At 74.8% G+C, this 19,156-nt stretch carries 19 protein-coding genes; 9 read left to right on the forward strand and 10 right to left on the reverse strand.

From position 1 onward, the window contains the following. The first annotated feature begins 29 nt into the window (after window positions 1–29). Together ACFY7C_RS17050 and ACFY7C_RS17055 are read left to right on the forward strand one after the other, a co-directional pair. Entirely contained in the window at window positions 30–1,304 is a 1,275-nt protein-coding gene (locus ACFY7C_RS17050; protein WP_389650458.1) for a sensor histidine kinase, read from the forward strand. Between the two features lie 86 nt (window positions 1,305–1,390). Next, complete coding sequence (locus tag ACFY7C_RS17055) at window positions 1,391–2,056, forward strand: response regulator (protein ID WP_389650460.1); 666 nt, start codon at window positions 1,391–1,393, stop codon at window positions 2,054–2,056. Between the two features lie 31 nt (window positions 2,057–2,087). Here ACFY7C_RS17055 and ACFY7C_RS17060 read toward each other — a convergent pair whose 3' ends face one another. Together ACFY7C_RS17060 and ACFY7C_RS17065 are read right to left on the reverse strand one after the other, a co-directional pair. Beyond that, window positions 2,088–2,831 (reverse strand): maleylpyruvate isomerase family mycothiol-dependent enzyme, encoded by a 744-nt coding sequence (locus ACFY7C_RS17060; protein WP_389652694.1) that lies wholly within the window; start codon window positions 2,829–2,831, stop codon window positions 2,088–2,090. Between the two features lie 212 nt (window positions 2,832–3,043). Continuing rightward, a complete protein-coding gene (locus ACFY7C_RS17065) occupies window positions 3,044–4,273 on the reverse strand; it encodes an MFS transporter (RefSeq protein ID WP_389650463.1) in 1,230 nt (409 codons plus the stop codon). Window positions 4,274–4,480: 207 nt separating this feature from the next. Here ACFY7C_RS17065 and ACFY7C_RS17070 point away from each other — a divergent pair, with 207 nt between their 5' ends. The 3 genes from ACFY7C_RS17070 to cpt all read left to right on the forward strand — a co-directional run bounded on the left by ACFY7C_RS17070 (window position 4,481) and on the right by cpt (window position 7,205). After that, a complete protein-coding gene (locus ACFY7C_RS17070; RefSeq protein ID WP_389650466.1) occupies window positions 4,481–5,716 on the forward strand; it encodes an ROK family protein in 1,236 nt (411 codons plus the stop codon). A 167-nt stretch (window positions 5,717–5,883) separates the two neighbouring features. After that, complete coding sequence (locus ACFY7C_RS17075) at window positions 5,884–6,591, forward strand: SAM-dependent methyltransferase (protein WP_389652697.1); 708 nt, start codon at window positions 5,884–5,886, stop codon at window positions 6,589–6,591. A 71-nt stretch (window positions 6,592–6,662) separates the two neighbouring features. Then, window positions 6,663–7,205 (forward strand): chloramphenicol phosphotransferase CPT, encoded by a 543-nt coding sequence (gene cpt / locus ACFY7C_RS17080; protein ID WP_389650469.1) that lies wholly within the window; start codon window positions 6,663–6,665, stop codon window positions 7,203–7,205. Window positions 7,206–7,211: 6 nt separating this feature from the next. On the opposite strand, the gene ACFY7C_RS17085 is transcribed toward cpt, so the two are convergent. Together ACFY7C_RS17085 and ACFY7C_RS17090 are read right to left on the reverse strand one after the other, a co-directional pair. Then, window positions 7,212–7,793: a DUF4865 family protein gene (locus tag ACFY7C_RS17085; RefSeq protein ID WP_389650471.1), complete on the reverse strand. Its 582-nt coding sequence runs from the start codon at window positions 7,791–7,793 to the stop codon at window positions 7,212–7,214. A gap of 17 nt (window positions 7,794–7,810) precedes the next feature. Further along, window positions 7,811–8,410, reverse strand: a complete 600-nt coding sequence (locus tag ACFY7C_RS17090; protein WP_389650474.1) for a TetR/AcrR family transcriptional regulator — start codon at window positions 8,408–8,410, stop codon at window positions 7,811–7,813. A 190-nt stretch (window positions 8,411–8,600) separates the two neighbouring features. Here ACFY7C_RS17090 and ACFY7C_RS17095 point away from each other — a divergent pair, with 190 nt between their 5' ends. Continuing rightward, the gene (locus tag ACFY7C_RS17095) at window positions 8,601–8,909 is read left to right on the forward strand and encodes an SHOCT domain-containing protein (protein WP_389650477.1); all 309 of its coding nucleotides are present in this window, start codon (window positions 8,601–8,603) and stop codon (window positions 8,907–8,909) included. A 271-nt stretch (window positions 8,910–9,180) separates the two neighbouring features. Next, window positions 9,181–9,579, forward strand: a complete 399-nt coding sequence (locus ACFY7C_RS17100; protein ID WP_389650480.1) for a DUF6083 domain-containing protein — start codon at window positions 9,181–9,183, stop codon at window positions 9,577–9,579. A gap of 72 nt (window positions 9,580–9,651) precedes the next feature. Here ACFY7C_RS17100 and ACFY7C_RS17105 read toward each other — a convergent pair whose 3' ends face one another. Together ACFY7C_RS17105 and ACFY7C_RS17110 are read right to left on the reverse strand one after the other, a co-directional pair. Further along, on the reverse strand, window positions 9,652–10,215 hold the full coding sequence (locus ACFY7C_RS17105; RefSeq protein WP_389650483.1) for an ATP-binding protein: 564 nt from the start codon (window positions 10,213–10,215) through the stop codon (window positions 9,652–9,654). A 196-nt stretch (window positions 10,216–10,411) separates the two neighbouring features. Next, the gene (locus ACFY7C_RS17110; RefSeq protein WP_389652699.1) at window positions 10,412–10,738 is read right to left on the reverse strand and encodes a hypothetical protein; all 327 of its coding nucleotides are present in this window, start codon (window positions 10,736–10,738) and stop codon (window positions 10,412–10,414) included. A gap of 256 nt (window positions 10,739–10,994) precedes the next feature. On the opposite strand from ACFY7C_RS17110, the gene ACFY7C_RS17115 reads away from it, so the two are divergent. Beyond that, the gene (locus ACFY7C_RS17115) at window positions 10,995–12,113 is read left to right on the forward strand and encodes a PLP-dependent cysteine synthase family protein (RefSeq protein ID WP_389650486.1); all 1,119 of its coding nucleotides are present in this window, start codon (window positions 10,995–10,997) and stop codon (window positions 12,111–12,113) included. Here ACFY7C_RS17115 and ACFY7C_RS17120 read toward each other — a convergent pair. From ACFY7C_RS17120 to ACFY7C_RS17130, 3 genes are read right to left on the reverse strand one after another with little or no spacing between them, the layout of a single operon-like run. Beyond that, window positions 12,073–12,573 (reverse strand): SRPBCC family protein, encoded by a 501-nt coding sequence (locus tag ACFY7C_RS17120; RefSeq protein WP_389650489.1) that lies wholly within the window; start codon window positions 12,571–12,573, stop codon window positions 12,073–12,075. The two genes, ACFY7C_RS17115 and ACFY7C_RS17120, sit on opposite strands and share 41 nt — an antisense overlap. A gap of 58 nt (window positions 12,574–12,631) precedes the next feature. Then, the gene (locus ACFY7C_RS17125; protein WP_389650492.1) at window positions 12,632–13,066 is read right to left on the reverse strand and encodes an SRPBCC family protein; all 435 of its coding nucleotides are present in this window, start codon (window positions 13,064–13,066) and stop codon (window positions 12,632–12,634) included. Beyond that, the gene (locus ACFY7C_RS17130; protein ID WP_389650495.1) at window positions 13,063–13,962 is read right to left on the reverse strand and encodes a DeoR/GlpR family DNA-binding transcription regulator; all 900 of its coding nucleotides are present in this window, start codon (window positions 13,960–13,962) and stop codon (window positions 13,063–13,065) included. The genes ACFY7C_RS17125 and ACFY7C_RS17130 overlap by 4 nt, the downstream gene beginning before the upstream one ends. 168 nt (window positions 13,963–14,130) lie before the next feature. Here ACFY7C_RS17130 and ACFY7C_RS17135 point away from each other — a divergent pair, with 168 nt between their 5' ends. Continuing rightward, window positions 14,131–16,674: a hypothetical protein gene (locus ACFY7C_RS17135; RefSeq protein WP_389650498.1), complete on the forward strand. Its 2,544-nt coding sequence runs from the start codon at window positions 14,131–14,133 to the stop codon at window positions 16,672–16,674. On the opposite strand, the gene ACFY7C_RS17140 is transcribed toward ACFY7C_RS17135, so the two are convergent. Next, window positions 16,644–19,064, reverse strand: coding sequence for a right-handed parallel beta-helix repeat-containing protein (locus ACFY7C_RS17140; RefSeq protein WP_389650501.1), 2,421 nt, complete (start codon window positions 19,062–19,064; stop codon window positions 16,644–16,646). The two genes, ACFY7C_RS17135 and ACFY7C_RS17140, sit on opposite strands and share 31 nt — an antisense overlap. Window positions 19,065–19,156 lie beyond the last annotated feature (92 nt).

The following is a 19,156-nucleotide window of genomic DNA, read 5'->3' on the forward strand; positions in this document are numbered from 1 at the left end:
GGCCCCATGAGCCCGTCTAGCGTGGCCGCATGGACGAACAGCCGACCGGTACCCCGGCCACCGGCCCCCGTGGCCCCTGGCACGGCGGGCCGTGGGGGCGGGCCGCCGTGCGCGGAGTCGAGGCCCGGTTCGGAGGCGGGCTCGGAGGCGGTGCCGAGGGGACCCCGGGCGGGCTGCCATGGCGGTCCACGCTGGCGGTCGCCGTCTTCGTGTCCGTCGGTACGGGCTTCGCCGGGCGCGGCCAGCTCGATCGCGTGGCGCTCGACGGCCTGGGGCGGGTCCTGCTCCTCCTCGGGGCCGCGCTGCTGCTCCTGCGCCACCGTCACCCCGTGCCCGTGGTGTTCGGGGTGTCGGCGGTGACGCTGGCGTACCTGGCCGCGGGCTACCCGTACGGTCCCGTCTTCGTCACCGTCGCCCTCGCCTGCTTCGCCGCCGTCGTCCACGGGCACCGCCGGGCCGCCTGGTGGGCGCTCGGGCTGCTGTGGGCCGGACATGTGGTCGCGGCGCACTGGCTCTACGGGTATCTGCCGCCCGACGGCGACGGCCCCGCCCCCTGGGGGCAGGAGCTGCCGGTCGCCGCCTTCGTCGTGGCGATCCTCGCCGCCTCCGAACTCGCCAGGGTCCGCCGCGAGCAGTGGGCGCGGGAACGCGCCGAGCGGGCCGCCGCCGAGCGCCGCCGCGCCGACGCGGAGCGCCTGCGGATCGCCCGCGAGCTCCACGACGTCCTCGCCCACTCCCTCTCCGTGATCAACGTGCAGGCCGGCGTCGGCCTCGCCCTGCTCGACTCCGACCCCGGCCAGGCCCGCAGCGCCCTCACCACCATCAAGGCGGCCAGCAAGGAGGCCCTGGGCGAGGTGCGGCAGGTGCTCGACACCCTCCGCGCCCCCGGCGACGCGCCCCGCGCCCCGGCGCCCGGCCTCGACCGCCTGCCCGAGCTGGTCGAGCAGGCCGCCGCCGCGGGACTCGCCGTCCGCACACAGACCGAGGGCCGACGCAGGCGCCTTCCGCCCGGCACGGAGCTCGCCGCCTTCCGGATCGTGCAGGAGGCGCTGACCAACGTGGTGCGCCACTCCGGTTCGCGCGCGGCGCTGGTCGTGCTCGCCTACCGCCCCGGCGCCCTCGACCTGCGGATCGACGACGAGGGACCGGCCACCGGCGGCGACGCGGGCGGCAGCGGCAACGGACTCGCCGGAATGCGGGAGCGGGCCGCGGCGCTCGGTGGCACGATCGAGGCGGGCACCCGGCCGGACGGCGGCTTCCGGGTGCGCGCCCACCTCCCCGTCGGACCCGAGGAGTCTGTGTGAGTCCCGAGAGTCCCATGAGCCCCGACGGTTTCGTGAACCCGGCGAATTCCGTGAGCTCCGGGAGCCCCGCGAGTTCTGCGCGCCCCGTGATCAGGGTGCTGCTCGCCGACGACCAGTCGCTCGTACGGGCCGGTTTCCGCGCGCTCCTGGACGCCCAGCCGGACATCGAGGTGGCGGGCGAGGCCGCCGACGGCGAGGAGGCCGTGGCCCGGGTGCGGGGACTGCGCCCGGACGTCGTCCTGATGGACATCCGGATGCCGCGCCTGGACGGTCTCGCCGCCACCCGCCTGATCACCGGCGACCCGGAGCTCGGCGCCGTCAGGGTCGTGATGCTGACGACGTTCGAACTCGACGAGTACGTCTTCGAGGCCATCCGCTCCGGTGCCTCCGGCTTCCTCGTGAAGGACACCGAGCCGGAGGAGCTGCTGCGCGCCCTGCGGGCGGTGGTGCGGGGCGACGCGCTGCTCTCGCCCGGGGTGACCCGCCGGCTCATCGAGGAGTTCGCGGCCCGCTCCAAGCCGCCCGCTCGGGCCGCCGGGCTCGACGAACTCACCGACCGCGAACGGGAGGTGATGGCCCTCGTCGGCATCGGACTGTCCAACGAGGAGATCGCCCGCCGCCTGGTCGTCAGCCCGCTCACCGCGAAGACGCACGTGAGCCGCACCATGGTGAAGCTCGGCGCCCGCGACCGGGCCCAACTCGTCGTCCTCGCGTACGAGTCGGGCCTCGTCCGTCCCGGCTGGCTGGGCTGAGCGGGCTCGGCCGGCGGGGGGCGTACCGGGTCTACGACCAGGTGACGGCGGAGTTCTCCCGCCACAGCCGGGCCAGGGACGCGTCGCCGGTGACGGTCACGGCCTCCTGCGGCAGCCGGTTCCACAGCGTCAGATAGAGCCGGTCGGCGGGGCCGCTCAGCTCGCAGTCGGCCGGCCCCTCGGCGTCGGTGCGGGTACGGGGCGGCTCGGGCGACAGCCGTACGGTCCAGACGTCACCGGTGTCGGTGGCGCGGACCCGCAGCGTGCGCGGCTCGGGCGCGCGGACCCGGCTGCGGTCGCGGGTGTGGAAGGCGCGGAGGAGCTCGTCGACGCCGTCCGCGGCGAGGGCCGGGTCCACCCGGCCGGGCCCGGCGGCGAGCGCCGACTCGGCGTCGGCCCGGTGCACGGTCGTCTCGTGCGCCTGGCGCCGCGCCCAGAACGCGAGCGGCGACGGCGCCGGCAGGAAGGTCCAGCACTCCAGCTCCGCGGGCGCCTCGCGCAGGGCGGCGACCAGACGGGCGTGCCCTTCGCGGACGTACGAGAGGAGCGCGTCGCCGTCGAGGTCGGTCTCGCCTCCGTCGGGGTGGTACGACGTGTGACCCTCCACGACGAAGGCGGTGGCCCAGCGGTGGACCATCGTGGTGTGCCGCAGCAGGTCACGGACCCGCCAGTCCGGGCAGGTCGCGACCTCGGCGTCCGGTCCGGCCGCCGACGCGGCGTCCAGGAGGGCCTTGCCGGCGGCGTCGAGCGCGTCGATGTGCGCGTCGGTGCTCAGGTTGTCCATGCCTGGGATTATCGCCTCACGCCCCTGTCCCCGGGGGGCCGTTGCGCTTCAGCCGGCGCTCCGACCGGCGGCCTGACAGGCGGCGCGCCCCGGCCGTCTTGCGGCCCGGCCGGTCCGCCCCGGCCGGTCCGGCCCGGGCGTCGATCGGCTCGTCGTGGGGCCGCTCCCGGACCGTTCCCGGACCGCTCCCGGACCTCTCCGGCTCAACTCGGCCCGGCCGCCCGGCTGTTCCGTGCGGCGTAGCCCATCGCGGCCGCACCGGCGGCGAGGGCGGCGACGGTGGTGAGGGCCACCGGCAGCGAGAACCAGTCGGCGAGGAAGCCGATCGACGGCGGCCCGAGCAGCATGCCGCCGTAGCCGAGGGTGGAGGCGGTCGCGACCCCGCTCGGGCCCGCGAGGGCACCGGCGCGGGCGACGGCGACGGGGAAGATGTTGGCGAGGCCCAGGCCGGTCACGGCGAAGCCGAGCAGCGCGGCCCACACCGTCGGGGCGAGCGCCCCGAGCAGCATCCCGGCGGCGGCGGTGAGGCCGCCCGCGACCAGGGTGCGGGTCTGGCCGAGCCGTTCCAGCAGGGCCGTTCCCGAGAGGCGTCCCGCGGTCATGGTCAGGGCGAACAGCGAGTATCCGGCGGCCGCAACGCCCGGGTGCGCGTGGAGGTCCTGCGCCAGGTGCAGGGCGCCCCAGTCGGCGAGCGCGCCCTCCCCGTACGCCGTGCAGAGCGCGATCACGCCGAAGACGAGCACGGTCCGGCGGCTGCCCCCGGAGCCCGCTCCCGCAGGGGCCGTCGGGTCCGCGGGGAGCGACTCGGGTACGGCGGGGGAGGGGTGGCGCAGGAGCACGGGACCGGCGACAGCGGTCAGGAGGAGTCCGGCCGCGGTGAGGCCGAGCAGATGCGCCGTGGGCGACAGGCTCCCGGCGACGAGTCCGCCGAGGCCGGCGCCGAGCATGCCGCCGAGGCTGAAGGCGGCGTGGAAGCTCGGCATCACGGGCCTGCGCAGGGCGGTGACGAGGTCGACGGCGGCACTGTTCATGGCCACGTTGATGCCGCCGTACGCGGCGCCGAACACGAGCAGGGCCAGCCCCAGGGAGAGTGGGGAGCGGGTGAGGGCCGGCAGGGCCAGGGAGAGGGAGAGCAGGACGGCGGTGGCGACGGTGACGGGATGGCTGCCGTAGCGGCGGCAGAGCCGTCCGGTGAGCGTCATGGTGACGACGGCTCCGGCGGAGACGCCGAGCAGCGCGAGCCCGAGGTCGCCGGCGGAGGCGCCGGTCTGCTGCTTGATGGCCGGGATGCGGACCACCCAGCCGGCGAAGAGGAAGCCGTCGAGCGCGAAGAACAGGGTCAGGGCGAGGCGGAGGCGGGTCAGGGAGAGGGAGGCGGTGTCTCCGCGGGATCCCCCCGATGCGGCCGTCCGTACTTTGTTTAGTAGCGGCACAAACTCAGGATAGGGGCCTCCGCCCGACCGTTTCAACCCGTCGGCCGCCCCGACGCTCGGTGAGAGGGCCGGGGTGGCCCGAGCATCCGGCCCGCGGGTCCGGAAGCCGACCGGAGGCGAGCCGGAGAGGAGCGGGAGGGGACCCGGAGGGGGCCGGGGAGGGGTAGGGGCGTCCCCGGGCGGGGCGATCATGGGAGACTCGGCCCCATGAACGGCAAGGCGACGACGGCGACGCGGACACGGCTGGACAGGGGGCGCAGTGCCCTCGGCCCCGCGCTGGAACTGGTGCACACGGGCAGGGCGCCCACCCGCGCCGTTCTCACCGCGGAGCTCGGTGTGACCCGCGCCACCGCCGGAGCCGTCGCGGCCGAACTGGAGGCGCTCGGCCTCATCCGCGTCGACTCCAACCCCGGCGCCGCCGCCGGTTCCCAGGGCCGGCCCTCGCATCGCCTCGCGGTCGCCGAGAAGGGCCCCGTCGCGCTCGCCGCCCAGGTCCACTCCGACGGCTTCCGCGCCGCCCTCGTCGGCCTCGGCGGCACCATCGAGGCCACCGCGCCCGGCTGCGTCACCGTCTCCGCCGACCCCGCGCAGGTCCTCGGCGCCGTCGTCGAGGCCGGGGCCGCGCTGCTGCGCGCCAGCGGACGCCGCTGCGTCGGCGCCGGGCTCGCCGCGCCCTCCGCAGTCGCCGAACCCGAGGGCACCGCCCTCAACCCCCTGCACCTGGCCTGGCCCGCCGGGGCGCCGGTCCGCGAGATCTTCGCCGAGCAGGTCCGCGCCGCCGGCATCGAGGGCCCCGCCTTCACCGGGAACGACGTCAACCTCGCCGCCCTGGCCGAGCACCGCCACGGCGCCGGGCGCGGGGCCAAGGACCTGCTCTGCGTGGCCACCGGCCACCGCGGCGTCGGCGGCGCGCTCGTCCTCGACGGCCGTCTGCACACCGGCAGTTCGGGCCTCGCCCTGGAGGTCGGCCACCTCACCGTCAACCCGGAGGGCCGCCCCTGTCACTGCGGCTCCCGCGGCTGCCTGGACGTGGAGACCGATCCGCTCGCCTTCCTCACCGTCGCCGGCCGCGACCCCGGCCCCGAGGTCTCCCTCCTCCAGCAGGCCCGCGACCTGCTGCGCGACCACCGTGACGACCCCGGAGTGCGGGCCGCGACCGAGGAGCTGATCGACCGGCTCGGCCTCGGTCTGGCCGGCCTCGTCAACATCCTCAACCCGGACCGGATCATCCTCGGCGGCCTGCACCGCGAGCTCCTGGGCGCCGACCCCGACCGCCTGCGGGCCGTGGTCGCCGACCGCAGCCTGTGGGGCCGCAGCGGCGGCGTACCGATCCTGCCGTGCACCCTCGACCACAACAGCCTGGTCGGCGCGGCCGAACTCGCCTGGCAGCCCGTCCTGGACGACCCCCTTAAAGCGCTGGGCGGCCCGACCGTCGCCGAGTAGGGTCCGAACCCATGACCGACCCGAACGCCACCGTCGCATCCGTCGCCTCCGTCGCCTCCGTTCCCTCCGTTCCCTCCGTTCCCTCCGTTCCATCCGGCACGGCCTCCGCCGCCGAACCCGGCGCCCTCCCGCCGCGCCTCGGCGCCGGACTCACCTTCCACGGCCCGATGTCCGAGGTCCGGGCGGAACGGATCGTCGCCCGCCTCGCCGCGGCCTCGCCCGGCACGGTGCTCGACATCGGCTGCGGCTGGGGCGAGTTCCTGCTGCGGCTGCTGGCCGCCGTTCCCGGCGCCAAGGGCCTCGGCATCGACATCAACGGTGACGACCTCGCCCTCGGCCGGCGCCTCGCCGCCGCACGCGGTCTCGCCGAACGCGTCGAGTACGCCGAGGAGTCCGGGTTCGCCACCGCCCGCGGCCCCGCCGACACGGTCCTGTGCCTCGGCTCCAGCCAGGCGCTGTGCGACCCCGAAGCCCCGTACGATCCGGCCGTCGTCCTGCGCGAACTGCGCCGTCTCGTCCGTCCCGGCGGCCGGGTCCTGCTCGGCGAGGGGTTCTGGCAGGCCACTCCCACCGACGCCGAACTGGCCCGGATGTGGCCCGGCGCCTCCGCCGGCGACCACCTGCCGCTGGACGAGCTGGTGGACCTCGCGATCGAGGCGGGTTTCCGGCCCGCGTGGGTCGAGACGGCGAGCCAGGAGGAGTGGGAGGAGTTCGAGTCGGGCTACCGCCACGAGACCGAACTCTGGCTCGCCGCCCACCCGGACCACCCGTCGGCCGCCGAGACCCGCGCCCGCGTCGACCGCCAGCGCTCGGCCTGGTTCGGCTACCGCTCGTTCCTCGGCATCGCCTATCTGACCCTGGTGCCGGTCGACTGAAAGCGCTCGCTGACCAGCTGACCCGCCGAAATACGTTTGATGCCCCGCGCGAACCGGCCTACCGTGGCGCGATGGCCACTCGGATGATCATCCTCAACGGCGGTTCCAGCGCGGGCAAGTCGGGCATCGTACGGTGTCTGCAAGCCGTGCTCCCCGACCCCTGGCTCGCCTTCGGATGCGACTCGTTCGTGGACGCGCTTCCCGCGGCGATGCGCTCCTCGGACGACGGGATCGTGTTCGCGGACGACGGCGGGGTGAGCGTCGGGGACGACTTCCGGACACTGGAGGCGGCCTGGACGGAGGGCATCGTGACGATGGCCCGGGCCGGTGCCCGGATCGTCGTCGACGACGTCTTCCTCGGCGGCGCCGCCTCACAGGAACGGTGGCGCAAGGCCCTCGGCGACCTCGACGCGGAGGCGCTGTGGGTCGGCGTCCGGTGCGACAGCGCCGTCGCCTCCGGCCGGGAGATCGCCCGGGGCGACCGCACCCCGGGCATGGCCGCCCAGCAGGCGGAGCTGGTCCACCAGGGCGTCGTCTACGACCTGGAGGTCGACACCACCCGTGCCGAGTCCCTGGAGTGCGCCCGCCTCATCGCCGCCCGCGTCGTCCGCTGACCCGTCTCACCACAGCTTTCCCCGTCCCAGCCGCCCGCGCTCCGGCGCCGACAGGTGCAGCACCTGGAAGCGTTCGTCCCCGTCCGGCGGTTCCGGAGCCGCCCACAGGGTGAAGGACAGCAGCTCCCAGTGGCGCGGGTCGACGGCGAGGGCGCTCGCCACCACCCCGTCCGCCGCCGCCTCCCGGGCGTGACGGGCCACGGCGTCCGCGACGGCGTCGCCCGGAGCCGCTCCCTCGGGCAGCGGCTGGCGGCGGCGGGTCGCGGCCCGGGGTGTCGCGGAGGTCGCCGGGCCCTCCTCGTAGGCGAGCGCGGTCCAGTGCCGGACGACGGGCCGGCCGAAGTCGCTGACGATGCCCTGGAAGCCGGGCCCCCACAGGAACGCGTTCATCCCGGCCGGGGCCGCCCACAGATAGAACGGGGCGTACTGGTTGACCGGCGAGCCGTCCTCCCGCTCCCGTATCAGATACGCCTTGAGGCCCAGGCCCGGGAAGTCGTCGAGGAGGTGCCCCCGGGTCGCCACCCGCCTGCGGATGATCTCCATGTCGTAGTCCGCGGGCAGGGCGATCTCGTACTGCATGGCGTGCACGGTTCGGGCTCCTCGGGTCAGGGCGTTCGCGGGCTCGGGGACAGCGGGGCGAGCAGGGCGAGCAGGCCGCGTACGGCGGTGTCGAAGGGTGCGGGGGAGCCGGAGGCGCGGGCGAGGACATAGCCCCCCTGGACCGTCGCGACGACGGTCGAGGCGATCTCCTCCGCCCGCAGCGGGCCGGTGAACTCCCCGCTGTCCAGGCCCTCCTGGACGATTCCGGCGAGCCGGCCGCGCAGCCAGTCCAGCGTCTCGTCGACCGGCGCGCGCAGCTCGTCGTCGGCGATGACCTCGGGGTCCATCGTCAGCCGGCCCACCGGACAGCCGCGCAGCACATCGCGCTCTCGCAGCAGATACGCCTCGATCCGCGCGTGAGCGGACCCCTCCCCGCCGAGCACCGTCTCCGCGGCGGCCCGCATCTCGTCGGCGGTCCGCCGGATCGCGGCGAGGGCGAGGTCGGGCTTGCCGGCGAAGTGGTGGTACATGCTGCCCTGCCCGGCGCCGGCGGCCTGCTGGATCGCCTTGGGGCTGGTGCCGACGTAGCCGCGCTCCCACAGCAGGGCGCGGGTGGCCTCGATCAGTCGCTCGGACGTGGTGGCGCTCATGAGGTCACTGTACATACCAGTAGGTACAGAGTCGAGGAGCGGCCGCCCCGGCCCCGGCTGCTCCCGCCGTCGTACGCGCGAAGCCGCCGGCCGTACGACGCCCGGGAGCCCGCTCGCGGGCCAGTCTCGAAGCACCACCGAAGGATCCGACCGAAGGATCCGTCAGAGGCATCTGACACAAGCACGCACGAGGAGCTGACCGACGATGAACACCCTCGCCCACGCGGGCCCCGGCCCGTGGATGCTCTTCCTCCCGCTCGTCTGGGCGGCGGTGATCATCGCCGTGATCACCGTCCTGCGCCGCTTCGGCCCGCGCCGCGGACGCGGTCCGGGAAGCTTCGGCGGCCCCGACGCCTCCCCCGACGCCTCCCGTGTCGCCGAGCGCTCGCCGATCGCGCTGCTCGGCCACCGCTTCGCGGCGGGCGAGATCGATGAGGACGAGTACTGGCGCCGACTGACCGTCCTCGAGGAGCAGTTCGGGCGCCCCACGGCGGACAGGAGGCACCGGCCCTGACCCGTGCGCCCGAGGCCGCCTCTGTCGGAGCGGCGGCGGCCGGGTGCGCGTCCCGCGGCCGCCGCGTCGGCAAAACGGCGCTAGGAGCACCGCCCGACGCGGTGGCGCGGCCGCGCCCCGGTGCCGCGTCCCCGGCCGTGACGGCTGGGGCGCTCGCGGTGGTCGGGTGGCTCGTGTGGCGGCTCGCGCCATCGGGCGCATCGTGCGTCACCGAGGGCCGTGCCCGGTTCGCGCCCTACCGCCCGACGGCGGCAGGGCCGACCCTCGCCTCATGGGGGAACTCGACACAGCACGTCAGGCCGCCGCGGTGCCACCGGCCGCCGCCGGCGCCGCCACCGAGACCGTGTGGGCGGCCGTCGACCGTCAGCAGGCGTACGACGAGGGGGCCGACGGCCCGGCGCCGCCCGAGCCGCCGCGGTGCCGGCGCTGCGGGCGGCTCTGCGACCGGCGCCCCACCTACTACGGCGCCCACGTGCTGCTCGAACCCGATACGAGGAGGGCGGCGCATCTGGTTCCGGCCGGGCACCGCTGGTACGTGGACCGGGACGGCCGAGCCTGGAACGGCGGCGCCGCCGAGCCCGCGCCAGGCGCGCACTGCCTCGTACCGCACCGGGTGGAGTGCCCGGCGCTCGTCCTCGTGGAGAACGCGCCGACCACCGCACACGGGTGAGGTCCTCCCGGACTTCTAGGCTCCGTACTCCCGTACTCCCGTACTCCCGTACTCCCGTACTCCCGGCCGTCCTCAGTGCGACGCCAGCGCCGTCCGCGCGACCGCGGGCGTGCGCAGGGGCTCGTCCGGGGTGCCGAAGGGGAGGGTCTCCAGGGGGCGTTCGGTGAAGGGGCCCGTGGTGGTGGCGCCGTAGACGGCGAGCTCGCGCGGGGTCGGGGTGACGGGGGAGGCGGGGGCCTGGAGCGTGAACCAGACGACCTTGCCGGAGTCGCCGTGCGGGCGGGCTCCCCAGCTCTCGCTCATGGCCTCGATGATGGCCAGGCCGCGTCCCGAGGTGGCGAACTCGTCGCCGTCGCCGCCCGCCGCGCCCATGTCGGGCAGCCGCGGGTCGTTGTCCCGCACGGAGACGGTCAGCCGGTCGAGCAGCAGCTCGACCTCGACCGTGCACGTCTTGTCCGGCTGCGCGTGGCGGTGCACATTCGTCAGGAGCTCGGTGACACCGAGCGTGGCATGGTCGATCAGTGCGTCGACCTGCCAGTGGCGCAAGTGCGCCGACACGATTCTGCGGACCTGTCCGATCCGCGACGGCAGGGCCTGGAGCTCCACCGTGCAGTATCTGCTGGGCTCACTGATCACGGCTGCGACTCCCCGAAGTAGGTCCGGAAGAAGACGGAGATTCGGATCTGTCAATGCGATGTAGCAGGGCGGCGGCTGCTGCGCAGCGTCACCGCCGGTCAACCCTGGGTGAGGTGGTTCCAGCCTGAACCAGTGGTGACCGCCCCGCAACTCAACGGCGCCCCGCCGCAGGTCAGCGGTGTGTCGCGAGCACCGGTCAGGAGGGGTCGGTGGCCTTCTGCAGCGCTTCGAGCAGCCGCCCGGAGCCCGAGATCCGGTAGCGCGTGCCGTTCACGGTCGCCACCGCCTCGTCCGGCTTCGCGAACCACGGCCGCCCCGCCCGGACCGCGCCCAGCGGGGCGCTGTCGATCTCGCTGCCGTAACTCGTCAGGAGGGACAGCCGTCCGTCCTCGATGCGCACCTCGCCGGCGCGGGTCAGCGACCGGGGCCAGCGGTCGATCCGTACCCCCGTCGCCATGAACTCGGGCTCCGAGACGGGCTCCGGCAGGGAGTCCGAGGTCGACTCCGAGATCGACTCCGGCATCGGCTTCGGCATCGGCTCCGACATGACTCCGCCCCCTTCGCGCAGACTGCTTCCCCCAGTGTGCCGGGCCTGCCCCGCCGGCACCAGAAGGCCCTGCCCGAGGCCCTGCGCGAGGCCGTCCACAAGGCACTCCTATGGACCCTCAAAGAGAACGTTTGCCCAGGTGAGAGGGGTATCGTCGGCAGTGGGAAACCCGGCAGCGGGCACAACCCGGCAGCGGGCACCCCGTGGGCACCAGGAGAAGAGGCACGGACGCATGACCACCATCGACAGCCCCATGGCCACCGTCGACGTCGACCGCAGCGACCCCGACTACCGGTCCTGGCTCAAGGAGGCCGTGCGCAAGGTCCACGCCGACGCCAACCGGTCGGCCGACACCCACCTGCTGCGCTTCCCGCTCCCGGAGAGCTGGGGCATCGACCTCTACCTCAAGGACGAGTCGACCCACCCCACCGGCAGCCTCAAGCACCGCCTCGCCCGCTCGTTGTTCCTCTACGGCCTGTGCAACGGCTGGATCCGTCCCGGCGCCCCGGTCATCGAGGCCTCCAGCGGATCGACCGCGGTCTCCGAGGCGTACTTCGCCAAGCTGATCGGCGTTCCCTTCATCGCCGTCATGCCACGCACCACCAGCCCGGAGAAGTGCCGCCTCATCGAGTTCCACGGCGGTCAGTGCCACTTCGTGGACGACTCGCGCACCATGTACGAGGAGTCCGCCGCGCTCGCCGAGCGCACCGGGGGCCACTACATGGACCAGTTCACCTACGCCGAGCGGGCCACCGACTGGCGCGGCAACAACAACATCGCCGAGTCGATGTACCAGCAGCTGAAGCTGGAGCGCTACCCGGAGCCCGCCTGGATCGTCGCCACGGCCGGCACCGGCGGCACCTCGGCGACGATCGCCCGCTATGTGCACTACATGCAGTACGACACCCGGATCTGCGTCGCCGACCCGGAGAACTCCTGCTTCTTCGACGGCTGGACGCACCACGACCCGCACGCCACCTCCGACTGCGGCTCCCGCATCGAGGGCATCGGCCGGCCCCGGATGGAGCCGAGCTTCGTGCCCGGCGCCATCGACCGCATGATGAAGGTGCCCGACGCGGCGAGCATCGCCGCCGTCCGCGCCCTGGAGGCAGCCATCGGCCGCAAGGCCGGCGGCTCCACCGGCACCGGACTGTGGAGCGCGCTGAAGATCGTCGCCGAGATGGTCGCCGAAGGCCGTACCGGCAGCGTCGTCACCCTGATCTGCGACCCGGGCGACCGCTACCTCGACAAGTACTACTCGGACGAGTGGCTGACCGCCCAGGGCCTCGACATCGAGCCGTACACCGCCGCTATCGACCGGTTCCTGGCGACGGGTGTCTGGCCGGAGTGAGCCGCCGGTCCAGGCGGCGGACCGCGTCCCGGAACGACAGACCCATCCCCGGCCGGGCCAGCCGCAGGCCGACCGCGAAGGGACGGCTGCCGTCCGCTGCCATCGTCCACCGGACCCGGGTGCCGCCCGCGACGGGGGACAGGGTCCACTCCTCCAGCAGGGCCGTGACGCCGGGCGCGTTGGTCGAGTCGACCCGGTAGGCGTAACGCGCCTCCGGGTCGGCCGCCATCACCGTCTCCTCGAAGAAGACCCCGCCGCGCAGCCGGACCGTCCGCCCCGCGCCCTCGCCCGTCGGGGCGGCGGACCTGACCGCCGAGAACCACGCGGGCCAGCTGCCCACCTCGACCGCGAGCGAGCGGTAGACCGCGGTGGGCGGGGCGGCCACCTTCGCCGAGAACACCAGGCGGACGGGAGCGGACGCGATGAAGTCGAGCTCCACCGGCCTCAGTCGGCGTGCCATGGACCGTACCTCCGTGGGGACGGGGCTGCGGGGAGCGCACACCCTAGCTGACGGCCGTTCAGTTGCCCAGCAGTCCGTCCAGCGCCCTGGCGAACAACAGCCGTCCCACCGCCGCCAGTACGGGGTCGAGGGCGGCCGGCACTCCGCGCAGCCGCAGCTCCTCGACCCACAGCACCCGGCTTCCGGAGCCCTCGCCCCCCACCTCGAACACGGCCGAACCCCGCACCGCCCGTCCGAGCTTCTCCAGCCGGCACACGCCCGGCAGACCCACCTCGGGCGGCTCGAAACGCACCACTTCCATGGGGTCGTCGAAGGCGAGGCGCCCCACGCCCGTCCGCGCCGTGAAGCGGGTGCCGACGCCGGCGGGGCCCTCGGTGAGCACGGTGGTCCTGGTGAACGGGATCCGAGCGCCGTGCGCCGGCCAGTCCGTGAGCCGCCGCCACACCTCGGCGGGCGGCAGCGGCACGGTCCGCTCGATACGGAACCGGCTCACTCCGCCTCCGTCCCCGTCGTCTCTCCCGTCTCCTCCGCTTCCTGGGCGGCGTGCTCGCCCTCCTCGCCCTCGTGGGGTTCCTCGCCCGCCACCACGAGTCCCGGCAGATGCTCCGCCATCTCCTCGCGCACCCGCGGCGACAGCCCCCGGTCCGTCACCAGCGTGTCCACCTCGTCGAGCGTCGCGAAGGAACTCAGACCCACCGTCCCCCACTTGGTGTGGTCCGCGACGACCACCACCCGCCGCGCCGACCGCACCAGACGCCGGTTGGTCTCGGCCTCGGCCAGATTCGGCGTCGACAGCCCGGCCTCCACCGAGATGCCGTGCACGCCGAGGAACAGCGCGTCGAAGTGGAGCGAGCGGATCGCCTGGTCGGCCACCGGGCCCACCAGGGCGTCCGACGGCGTCCGCACCCCGCCGGTCAGCACCACCGTCGCCGCCCCCGCCCGGGCCTCGCCGCCGGAGCCGGCGTACTGCGCCTCGTAGAAGACGTCCGCGACCCGGACCGAGTTCGTCACCACCGTCAGGTCCGGCACGTCCAGCAGATGCCGGGCCAGCGCGTACGTCGTCGTGCCGCCCGAAAGGGCGATCGCCGTGCCCGGCCGCACCATCGCGGCGGCGGCCCGGGCGATCTCCTCCTTGGCGCCCAGCGCGAGCGCCGACTTCGCTTCAAAACCCGGCTCGTGGGTGCTCGCCTCGACCACCGGCACGGCACCGCCGTGCACCTTGGCCACCACACCCTGCCGGGCCAGCGCGTCGAGGTCCCGGCGCACCGTCATGTCGGACACATGGAGACGGCGGGTCAGCTCGTTGACCCGTACACCACCGCGCCGGCGTACCTCGTCGAGAATCAGGGCGCGCCGCTGCTCCGCGAGGAGGTTCTGATTGTCACTCACCGCCGGGGCCGGTCCTTTCCGAAGGGGAACTGGGAACTGGGGGACTGAAGGAAGGGGTAAAGGCGTAGAGGGACGTCGGATTCGGTGAGGACCGTGCCGTGCGGCGCGGCCGTCCGCGATCCTGGTGCCCGCCGTCGCATCCTCCCATCCAGAGAGCGAGTCCCCGAAGTGTCCCCTGCCACACCCGACCCGAAGAGCGGGGGTGCGGCGCTCGAACTGCTCGTCCACGGCGTGGGCGGAGCCACCGCGGCCGACATGCTGGACGACCCGCGCACGGTACGGGTCACCGGCGACCGGACCGCGGCGATGCACCGCCGCAGGGACGACGTCGACGCCGAGGACCACCCCGAGCGGTACGCCGACCGGCCCGTCCCCGAGGCGTACTGCTGGTCCAACCTGACCTCCGGCAACGGGACCCGCGCCCTGTGGCTGCTGCTCCTGCCGTTCATGGTCGCCAACCTCGCCCACTGGATGCGCCCGCCCACCGAGGGCCGCGCCGGTCTCGTACGGCTCTACGGCGTCCTGGTCCGGCTCGTCGCGCTCACCCTCACCGTCCTGCTGACCGCGGCGGCCTGCGAGGTCGCCCTCGACCTCACGGCCTGGCAGTGCGCGGGCTCCGGGCCCTGCGCCGGCCAGCGGTCCTGGCTCGGGTTCCTGTCCGCCGAGCGCGCCGGCTGGTGGTCGCAGCCCGGCCGCCGCCTCGCGCTCGCCGCCCTCGTCCCCACCGCCCTCGTCGGACTCCTCTGGTACCTGTCCAACCGCACCTGGAGCGCCTACGAGGCCCAGCGCCCGCCCTCCGGTTACGAGACGGACCCGGCGGCACCCGACGGCCCCGCCGCCCCGACCGAGGCCGCCCCCGACCAGGCCGCGGACACGGAGGCCGCGGACATGGCGGCCGCTGAGACCGAGGCCGTGGACGCGGCGGCCGTGGACGCGGCGACCCCCGCCGCACCGCGGCCCGCGCTCGGCCGGCCCGGCTTCTGGTACGGGCGCCGGCTCGTCGCCCGGCTGCGCGCCGCGCACACCGCCGCCGGGTTCCTCACGGTCGCCGCCGCCCTCGCCGGGGCCGCCGCCGGGCACGACCAGCGGGCCGTCGCCGGCTCGGCGCGCGAGGTGATCGGCTGGGCCGTCCAGGGCGGCATCGCGGTGCTCGCCGCCGTCGTGCTCTGGGTGGTCTGCCGCCGAGGCCGCAGCGAGCACCGGCTCGACCTGAGGGTCGAACGCGCCCTGGTCTCCTGGCTGCCCGCCACCGCCCTGCTGCTGCTCGCGCTCACCGCCGTCCACACCGCGTGGGCCCGCCCCGGCTGGCGCTCCTCCGGCACGCTCCCCGGCGACACCGTCTTCGGCGTCCTGACCCTCGCCCAGGGCGGACTCGTCGTCGCCCTCGGCGTGGTCGCCCTGCTGCTGCACCGGCCCCGCCGCCACCCGCGCACCGTCCTGTACGGACTCGGCGGCCCGGCCGTCGCGATGCTGGCCTGCGCCCTCGGCGGGGTGATGTCCGGCGGTGTCGCCCAGCGCGTCGCGGACTGGCTCGACGGGCCGGGCACCCCCGGCGCGGGGGACGGACTCATCACCGGACCGCCCGTCCTGCTCAGCTGGCAGGCCTCCGTGATCCCGGTCCTGCTGCTGCTCCTCCTCGTCCCGAGCGCCCTGCTCGTCGCCCGCACCGTGCTCGCCGCCCGCCGGCTCCGCCCGGTCGTCGACGCCGCCTACGGCACCGAGGACCCGGACCGGCTGCGCACCGACCAGATCGCGGCGGGCCGCGCCCGCGCCGGGCTCACCGACGCGGCGCCCGTCCTCGTCGGCGTCGTCTCCGGCGCCACCCTGCTCCTCGGCGCCGCCTCCGTCGCCGGTGCCTGGGCCAGCGACAACGTCCCCGGCCGGGCCTTCGACGGCGCCCACCCGGCGATCGCTTCGGCCGCCACCGCCGCCCAGGCCCTGGGCTCCTGGATGATCGGCTTCGGCTTCCTGCTCTTCGTCACCTGGGGCCGCCGCGCCTACAAGGACGCCTCCGCGCGCCGCACCATCGGCATCCTGTGGGACGTCGGCACCTTCTGGCCGCGCGCCGCCCACCCCTTCGCCCCGCCCTGCTACGCCGAGCGGGCCGTCCCCGACCTCACCTGGCGGATGAGCTCCTGGACCCGGCAGACCGGCGGACGCCTCGTCATATCCGGCCACTCCCAGGGCAGCGTGCTGGCCGCCGCCGCGGTCTGGCAGCTCCCGCCCACCACCCGGGGCCGGGTCGCGCTGCTCACGTACGGCTCGCCGCTCGAACGGCTCTACGGGCGCTGGTTCCCGGCCTACTTCGGCCCCGCGTCCCTGCGCGCGCTGCACCGCACCGTGCACTGCTGGAGCAACCTCTACCGGTCCACCGACCCCATCGGCGGCCCCGTCCGGGTCCCGGCCGAGGGCGACCGGCCGGCCGTCGACCGGGCCGAACTGCTCGACCCCGTCGCGTACGGACGCACCCGGCGGCATCCGCTGCCCGAACCGATCCTCGGCCACTCCGACTACCAGGCCGACCCGGCCTTCGCCGACGCCCGCTCCGCGCTCCTCGACCGGCTTCCGCCCGCGCTGCCGCGGCAGCGCGACGCCGAGCCGCAGCTCCCGAGCGACCCGCCGCAGGGAATCCCGCTTCAGGGAAACCCGCTCCCGGGCGACGCGGCTCGGAGCAGCCCGCTTCAGGGCAGCTCGGGCAGGTCCTCGGGGTAGAGCAGGGTCAGGTCGTCCGTGCTCGGCTCGGCGAGCGCGGCGACCCGGCCCGCGTGCCGTTCCACCATCGACTCGAACGTCTGCCGAGCGGTACGGCCGTTGCCGAACGTCGGGCCCTTGGGCAGCGCGGTGAAGTACTTCACCAGCGCCTCGCCGCTGCCCGGGGCCAGCCGGTACTCGTGCTCCTCCGCCTGCTGCTCCACGATCCGCAGCAGCTCCTCCGGCTCGTAGTCGGAGAAGCTGATCGTCCGCGAGAAGCGGGACGCCACACCCGGGTTGACGGTCAGGAAGCGCTCCATCTCCGCCGTGTACCCGGCGGCGATCACCACGACCGCGTCCCGGTGGTCCTCCATCAGCTTCACCAGGGTGTCGATGGCCTCCCGGCCGAAGTCCCGCCCGGAGTCCTCGGGGGACAGCGCGTACGCCTCGTCCACGAAGAGGACTCCGCCGCGGGCGCGGTCGAAGGCCTCCTGGGTACGGATCGCGGTCGAGCCGATGTGCTCGCCGACCAGGTCGACCCGGGACACCTCCACCAGATGGCCGCGCTGAAGGACGCCGAGGGACGCCAGGATCTCCCCGTACAGCCGGGCCACCGTGGTCTTGCCCGTCCCCGGGTTGCCGGTGAAGACCAGATGGCGCCGCGCGGAGACCGCCTTGAGCCCGGCCTCCTGGCGCCGCCGGCCCACCTCGATCATGTTGGTGAGGGTCCGCACCTCGTGCTTGACGCTCTCCAGGCCGACCAGCGCGTCGAGTTCGCCGAGCACCTCCTGCGAGGAGCGGGCGGTCGGCGGCTCGGACGCGGGGACCGGCACCGCGGCGGGCGTCACGGAGGGCGTCACGGCGGGGGAGCGGGGCACCGGGAGGGCGCCGAGGAGTCCGCCCGGCTGGGTGGCCGTCAGCACCGATCCGTCCGGGGCGGACGGGACCCGCGCCTGGCTCTCGTCGCTGGTGCAGTCCTCGGCGACCGGCCCGTCCTCCGGGAACTCGTAACCACCGCGCGCGCACCGCTCCGTGCGGCACTTGCGCAGCGTCGTCCGGCAGCCGTCCATGACGTGGAAGCCGTAGCCGCCGCTGCCCGTCACCCGGCAGCCGTGGAAGGAGCCGCGGCCCTCGGCCGACACGTAGAACCCGGCCTCGGCGGGGGAGGTGACGGTGCACCGCTCGATCGTCGGGTCGGCGCCCTTGGTGACGATGACGCCGGTCTGCACGGAGTCGATCGTGCAGCCGCCGAGGGTGCCGCCGCTGCCGTGGTCCCGGAACCAGGCGCCCGTGGACGCCTCCCGGATCCGGCAGTCGTCCAGTTGCGCGGTCGCCCCGTCGCTCACCGACACGGCGGTGTTGCGCACCTGCGACAGGTCGCTGTCGACGACGTCGGCGCGCGATCCGCGGTCGAGCACGAACAGGGCGTCGGGCACGTCGTGCACCCGGCAGGAGTCGAGCACCACCGTCGCCCCGTCGCTCACCCAGACGGCGGGGTAGTCGCCGGTGCTGTCGTGGATCTCGCACTGGTTGGCGTCCACCCGGGTCCCCGGGTCCCAGACGGACAGCCCGTTGCGCCCGAAGCGCCGTACCGACGAACGGGTCAGCGTGAGGACCGAGCGGGAGCGCAGGTCGACGGCGTTCTCGGGGATGTCGTGGATGTCGCAGTCGGAGAGGGTGAGCACCGCGTCGGTGTCGAGGGTGATGCCGTCGGCGGAGGTGCGGTGCACGGTGGAGTCGGTGAGGTGGGCCGTGGCCCGCGCGGCGATCTGCAGACCGGAGCCCTTGATCTCGTACACCTCGCAGCCGATGCCCTCCAGGCCGCTGCCCTCGCCGTTGACGGTGATGCCCGCGCCGGAGGCGTGGTGCACGCGGCACCGTTCGAGCCGGGGGTGGGCGCCGCCGCGCACCGAGATCCCGGACTGGCCCGCGGCCACGACCTCGCACTCCTCGAACACGCCGCCGGCGCCGTCGAGTACGGCGATCCCGACACCGGCCGGGTTGTCGACCGTGCAGCGGCGGACCGTGGGCCGGGCCGCGCCGCGCACCTCGAGGCCGGCGGCCGAGCGGGTCACGATCCGCACGTCGAGCAGTTCGGGGGTGCCGTCCTCGACGAGCAGTGCCGGAGCGGCCGCGTCCTGCCCCTCGACGTGCAGGTCCTGCAGGGTCGCCGAGGCCCGCACCGTCAGCGGTACGCCGTCGGCGGGCGCGATCCGCACCGGGCCGTCGCCGCCTCGCAGGGTGACGGCCCGCCGGACGACGAGGTTCTCCCGATAGGTGCCGGGGGCCACGGTGAGGACGTCCCCGTCGCCCGCGGCCTCCAGGGCCGCGGCGAGGGAGGCGTACTCGCCCGTGCGGCGCCGCCACCGCGACGTGCCGGTGTGCGTCACCTGGACCGTGCCCTGTGCCATGGGTGTGCTCTGCCCCCGCCTCGTGCGTCGACGCTGAACCCGGATCCGAGGAAGGGGATCCCGGATCCCGGATCCGATGCCCCACCGTAGCG

It is taken from the genome of Streptomyces sp. NPDC012769, assembly GCF_042901205.1.
Lineage (GTDB): Bacteria > Actinomycetota > Actinomycetes > Streptomycetales > Streptomycetaceae > Streptomyces.

Coding starts and splice junctions, on each gene's coding strand:
- ACFY7C_RS17050 (WP_389650458.1), top strand. CDS start 30: ATGGACGAACAGCCGACCGGTACCCCGGCCACCGGCCCCCGTGGCCCC.
- ACFY7C_RS17070 (WP_389650466.1), top strand. CDS start 4,481: ATGAACGGCAAGGCGACGACGGCGACGCGGACACGGCTGGACAGGGGG.
- ACFY7C_RS17075 (WP_389652697.1), top strand. CDS start 5,884: ATGTCCGAGGTCCGGGCGGAACGGATCGTCGCCCGCCTCGCCGCGGCC.
- cpt (WP_389650469.1), top strand. CDS start 6,663: ATGGCCACTCGGATGATCATCCTCAACGGCGGTTCCAGCGCGGGCAAG.
- ACFY7C_RS17090 (WP_389650474.1), bottom strand. CDS start 8,410: ATGTACAGTGACCTCATGAGCGCCACCACGTCCGAGCGACTGATCGAG.
- ACFY7C_RS17095 (WP_389650477.1), top strand. CDS start 8,601: ATGAACACCCTCGCCCACGCGGGCCCCGGCCCGTGGATGCTCTTCCTC.
- ACFY7C_RS17100 (WP_389650480.1), top strand. CDS start 9,181: ATGGGGGAACTCGACACAGCACGTCAGGCCGCCGCGGTGCCACCGGCC.
- ACFY7C_RS17110 (WP_389652699.1), bottom strand. CDS start 10,738: ATGCCGGAGTCGATCTCGGAGTCGACCTCGGACTCCCTGCCGGAGCCC.
- ACFY7C_RS17115 (WP_389650486.1), top strand. CDS start 10,995: ATGACCACCATCGACAGCCCCATGGCCACCGTCGACGTCGACCGCAGC.
- ACFY7C_RS17120 (WP_389650489.1), bottom strand. CDS start 12,573: ATGGCACGCCGACTGAGGCCGGTGGAGCTCGACTTCATCGCGTCCGCT.
- ACFY7C_RS17140 (WP_389650501.1), bottom strand. CDS start 19,064: ATGGCACAGGGCACGGTCCAGGTGACGCACACCGGCACGTCGCGGTGG.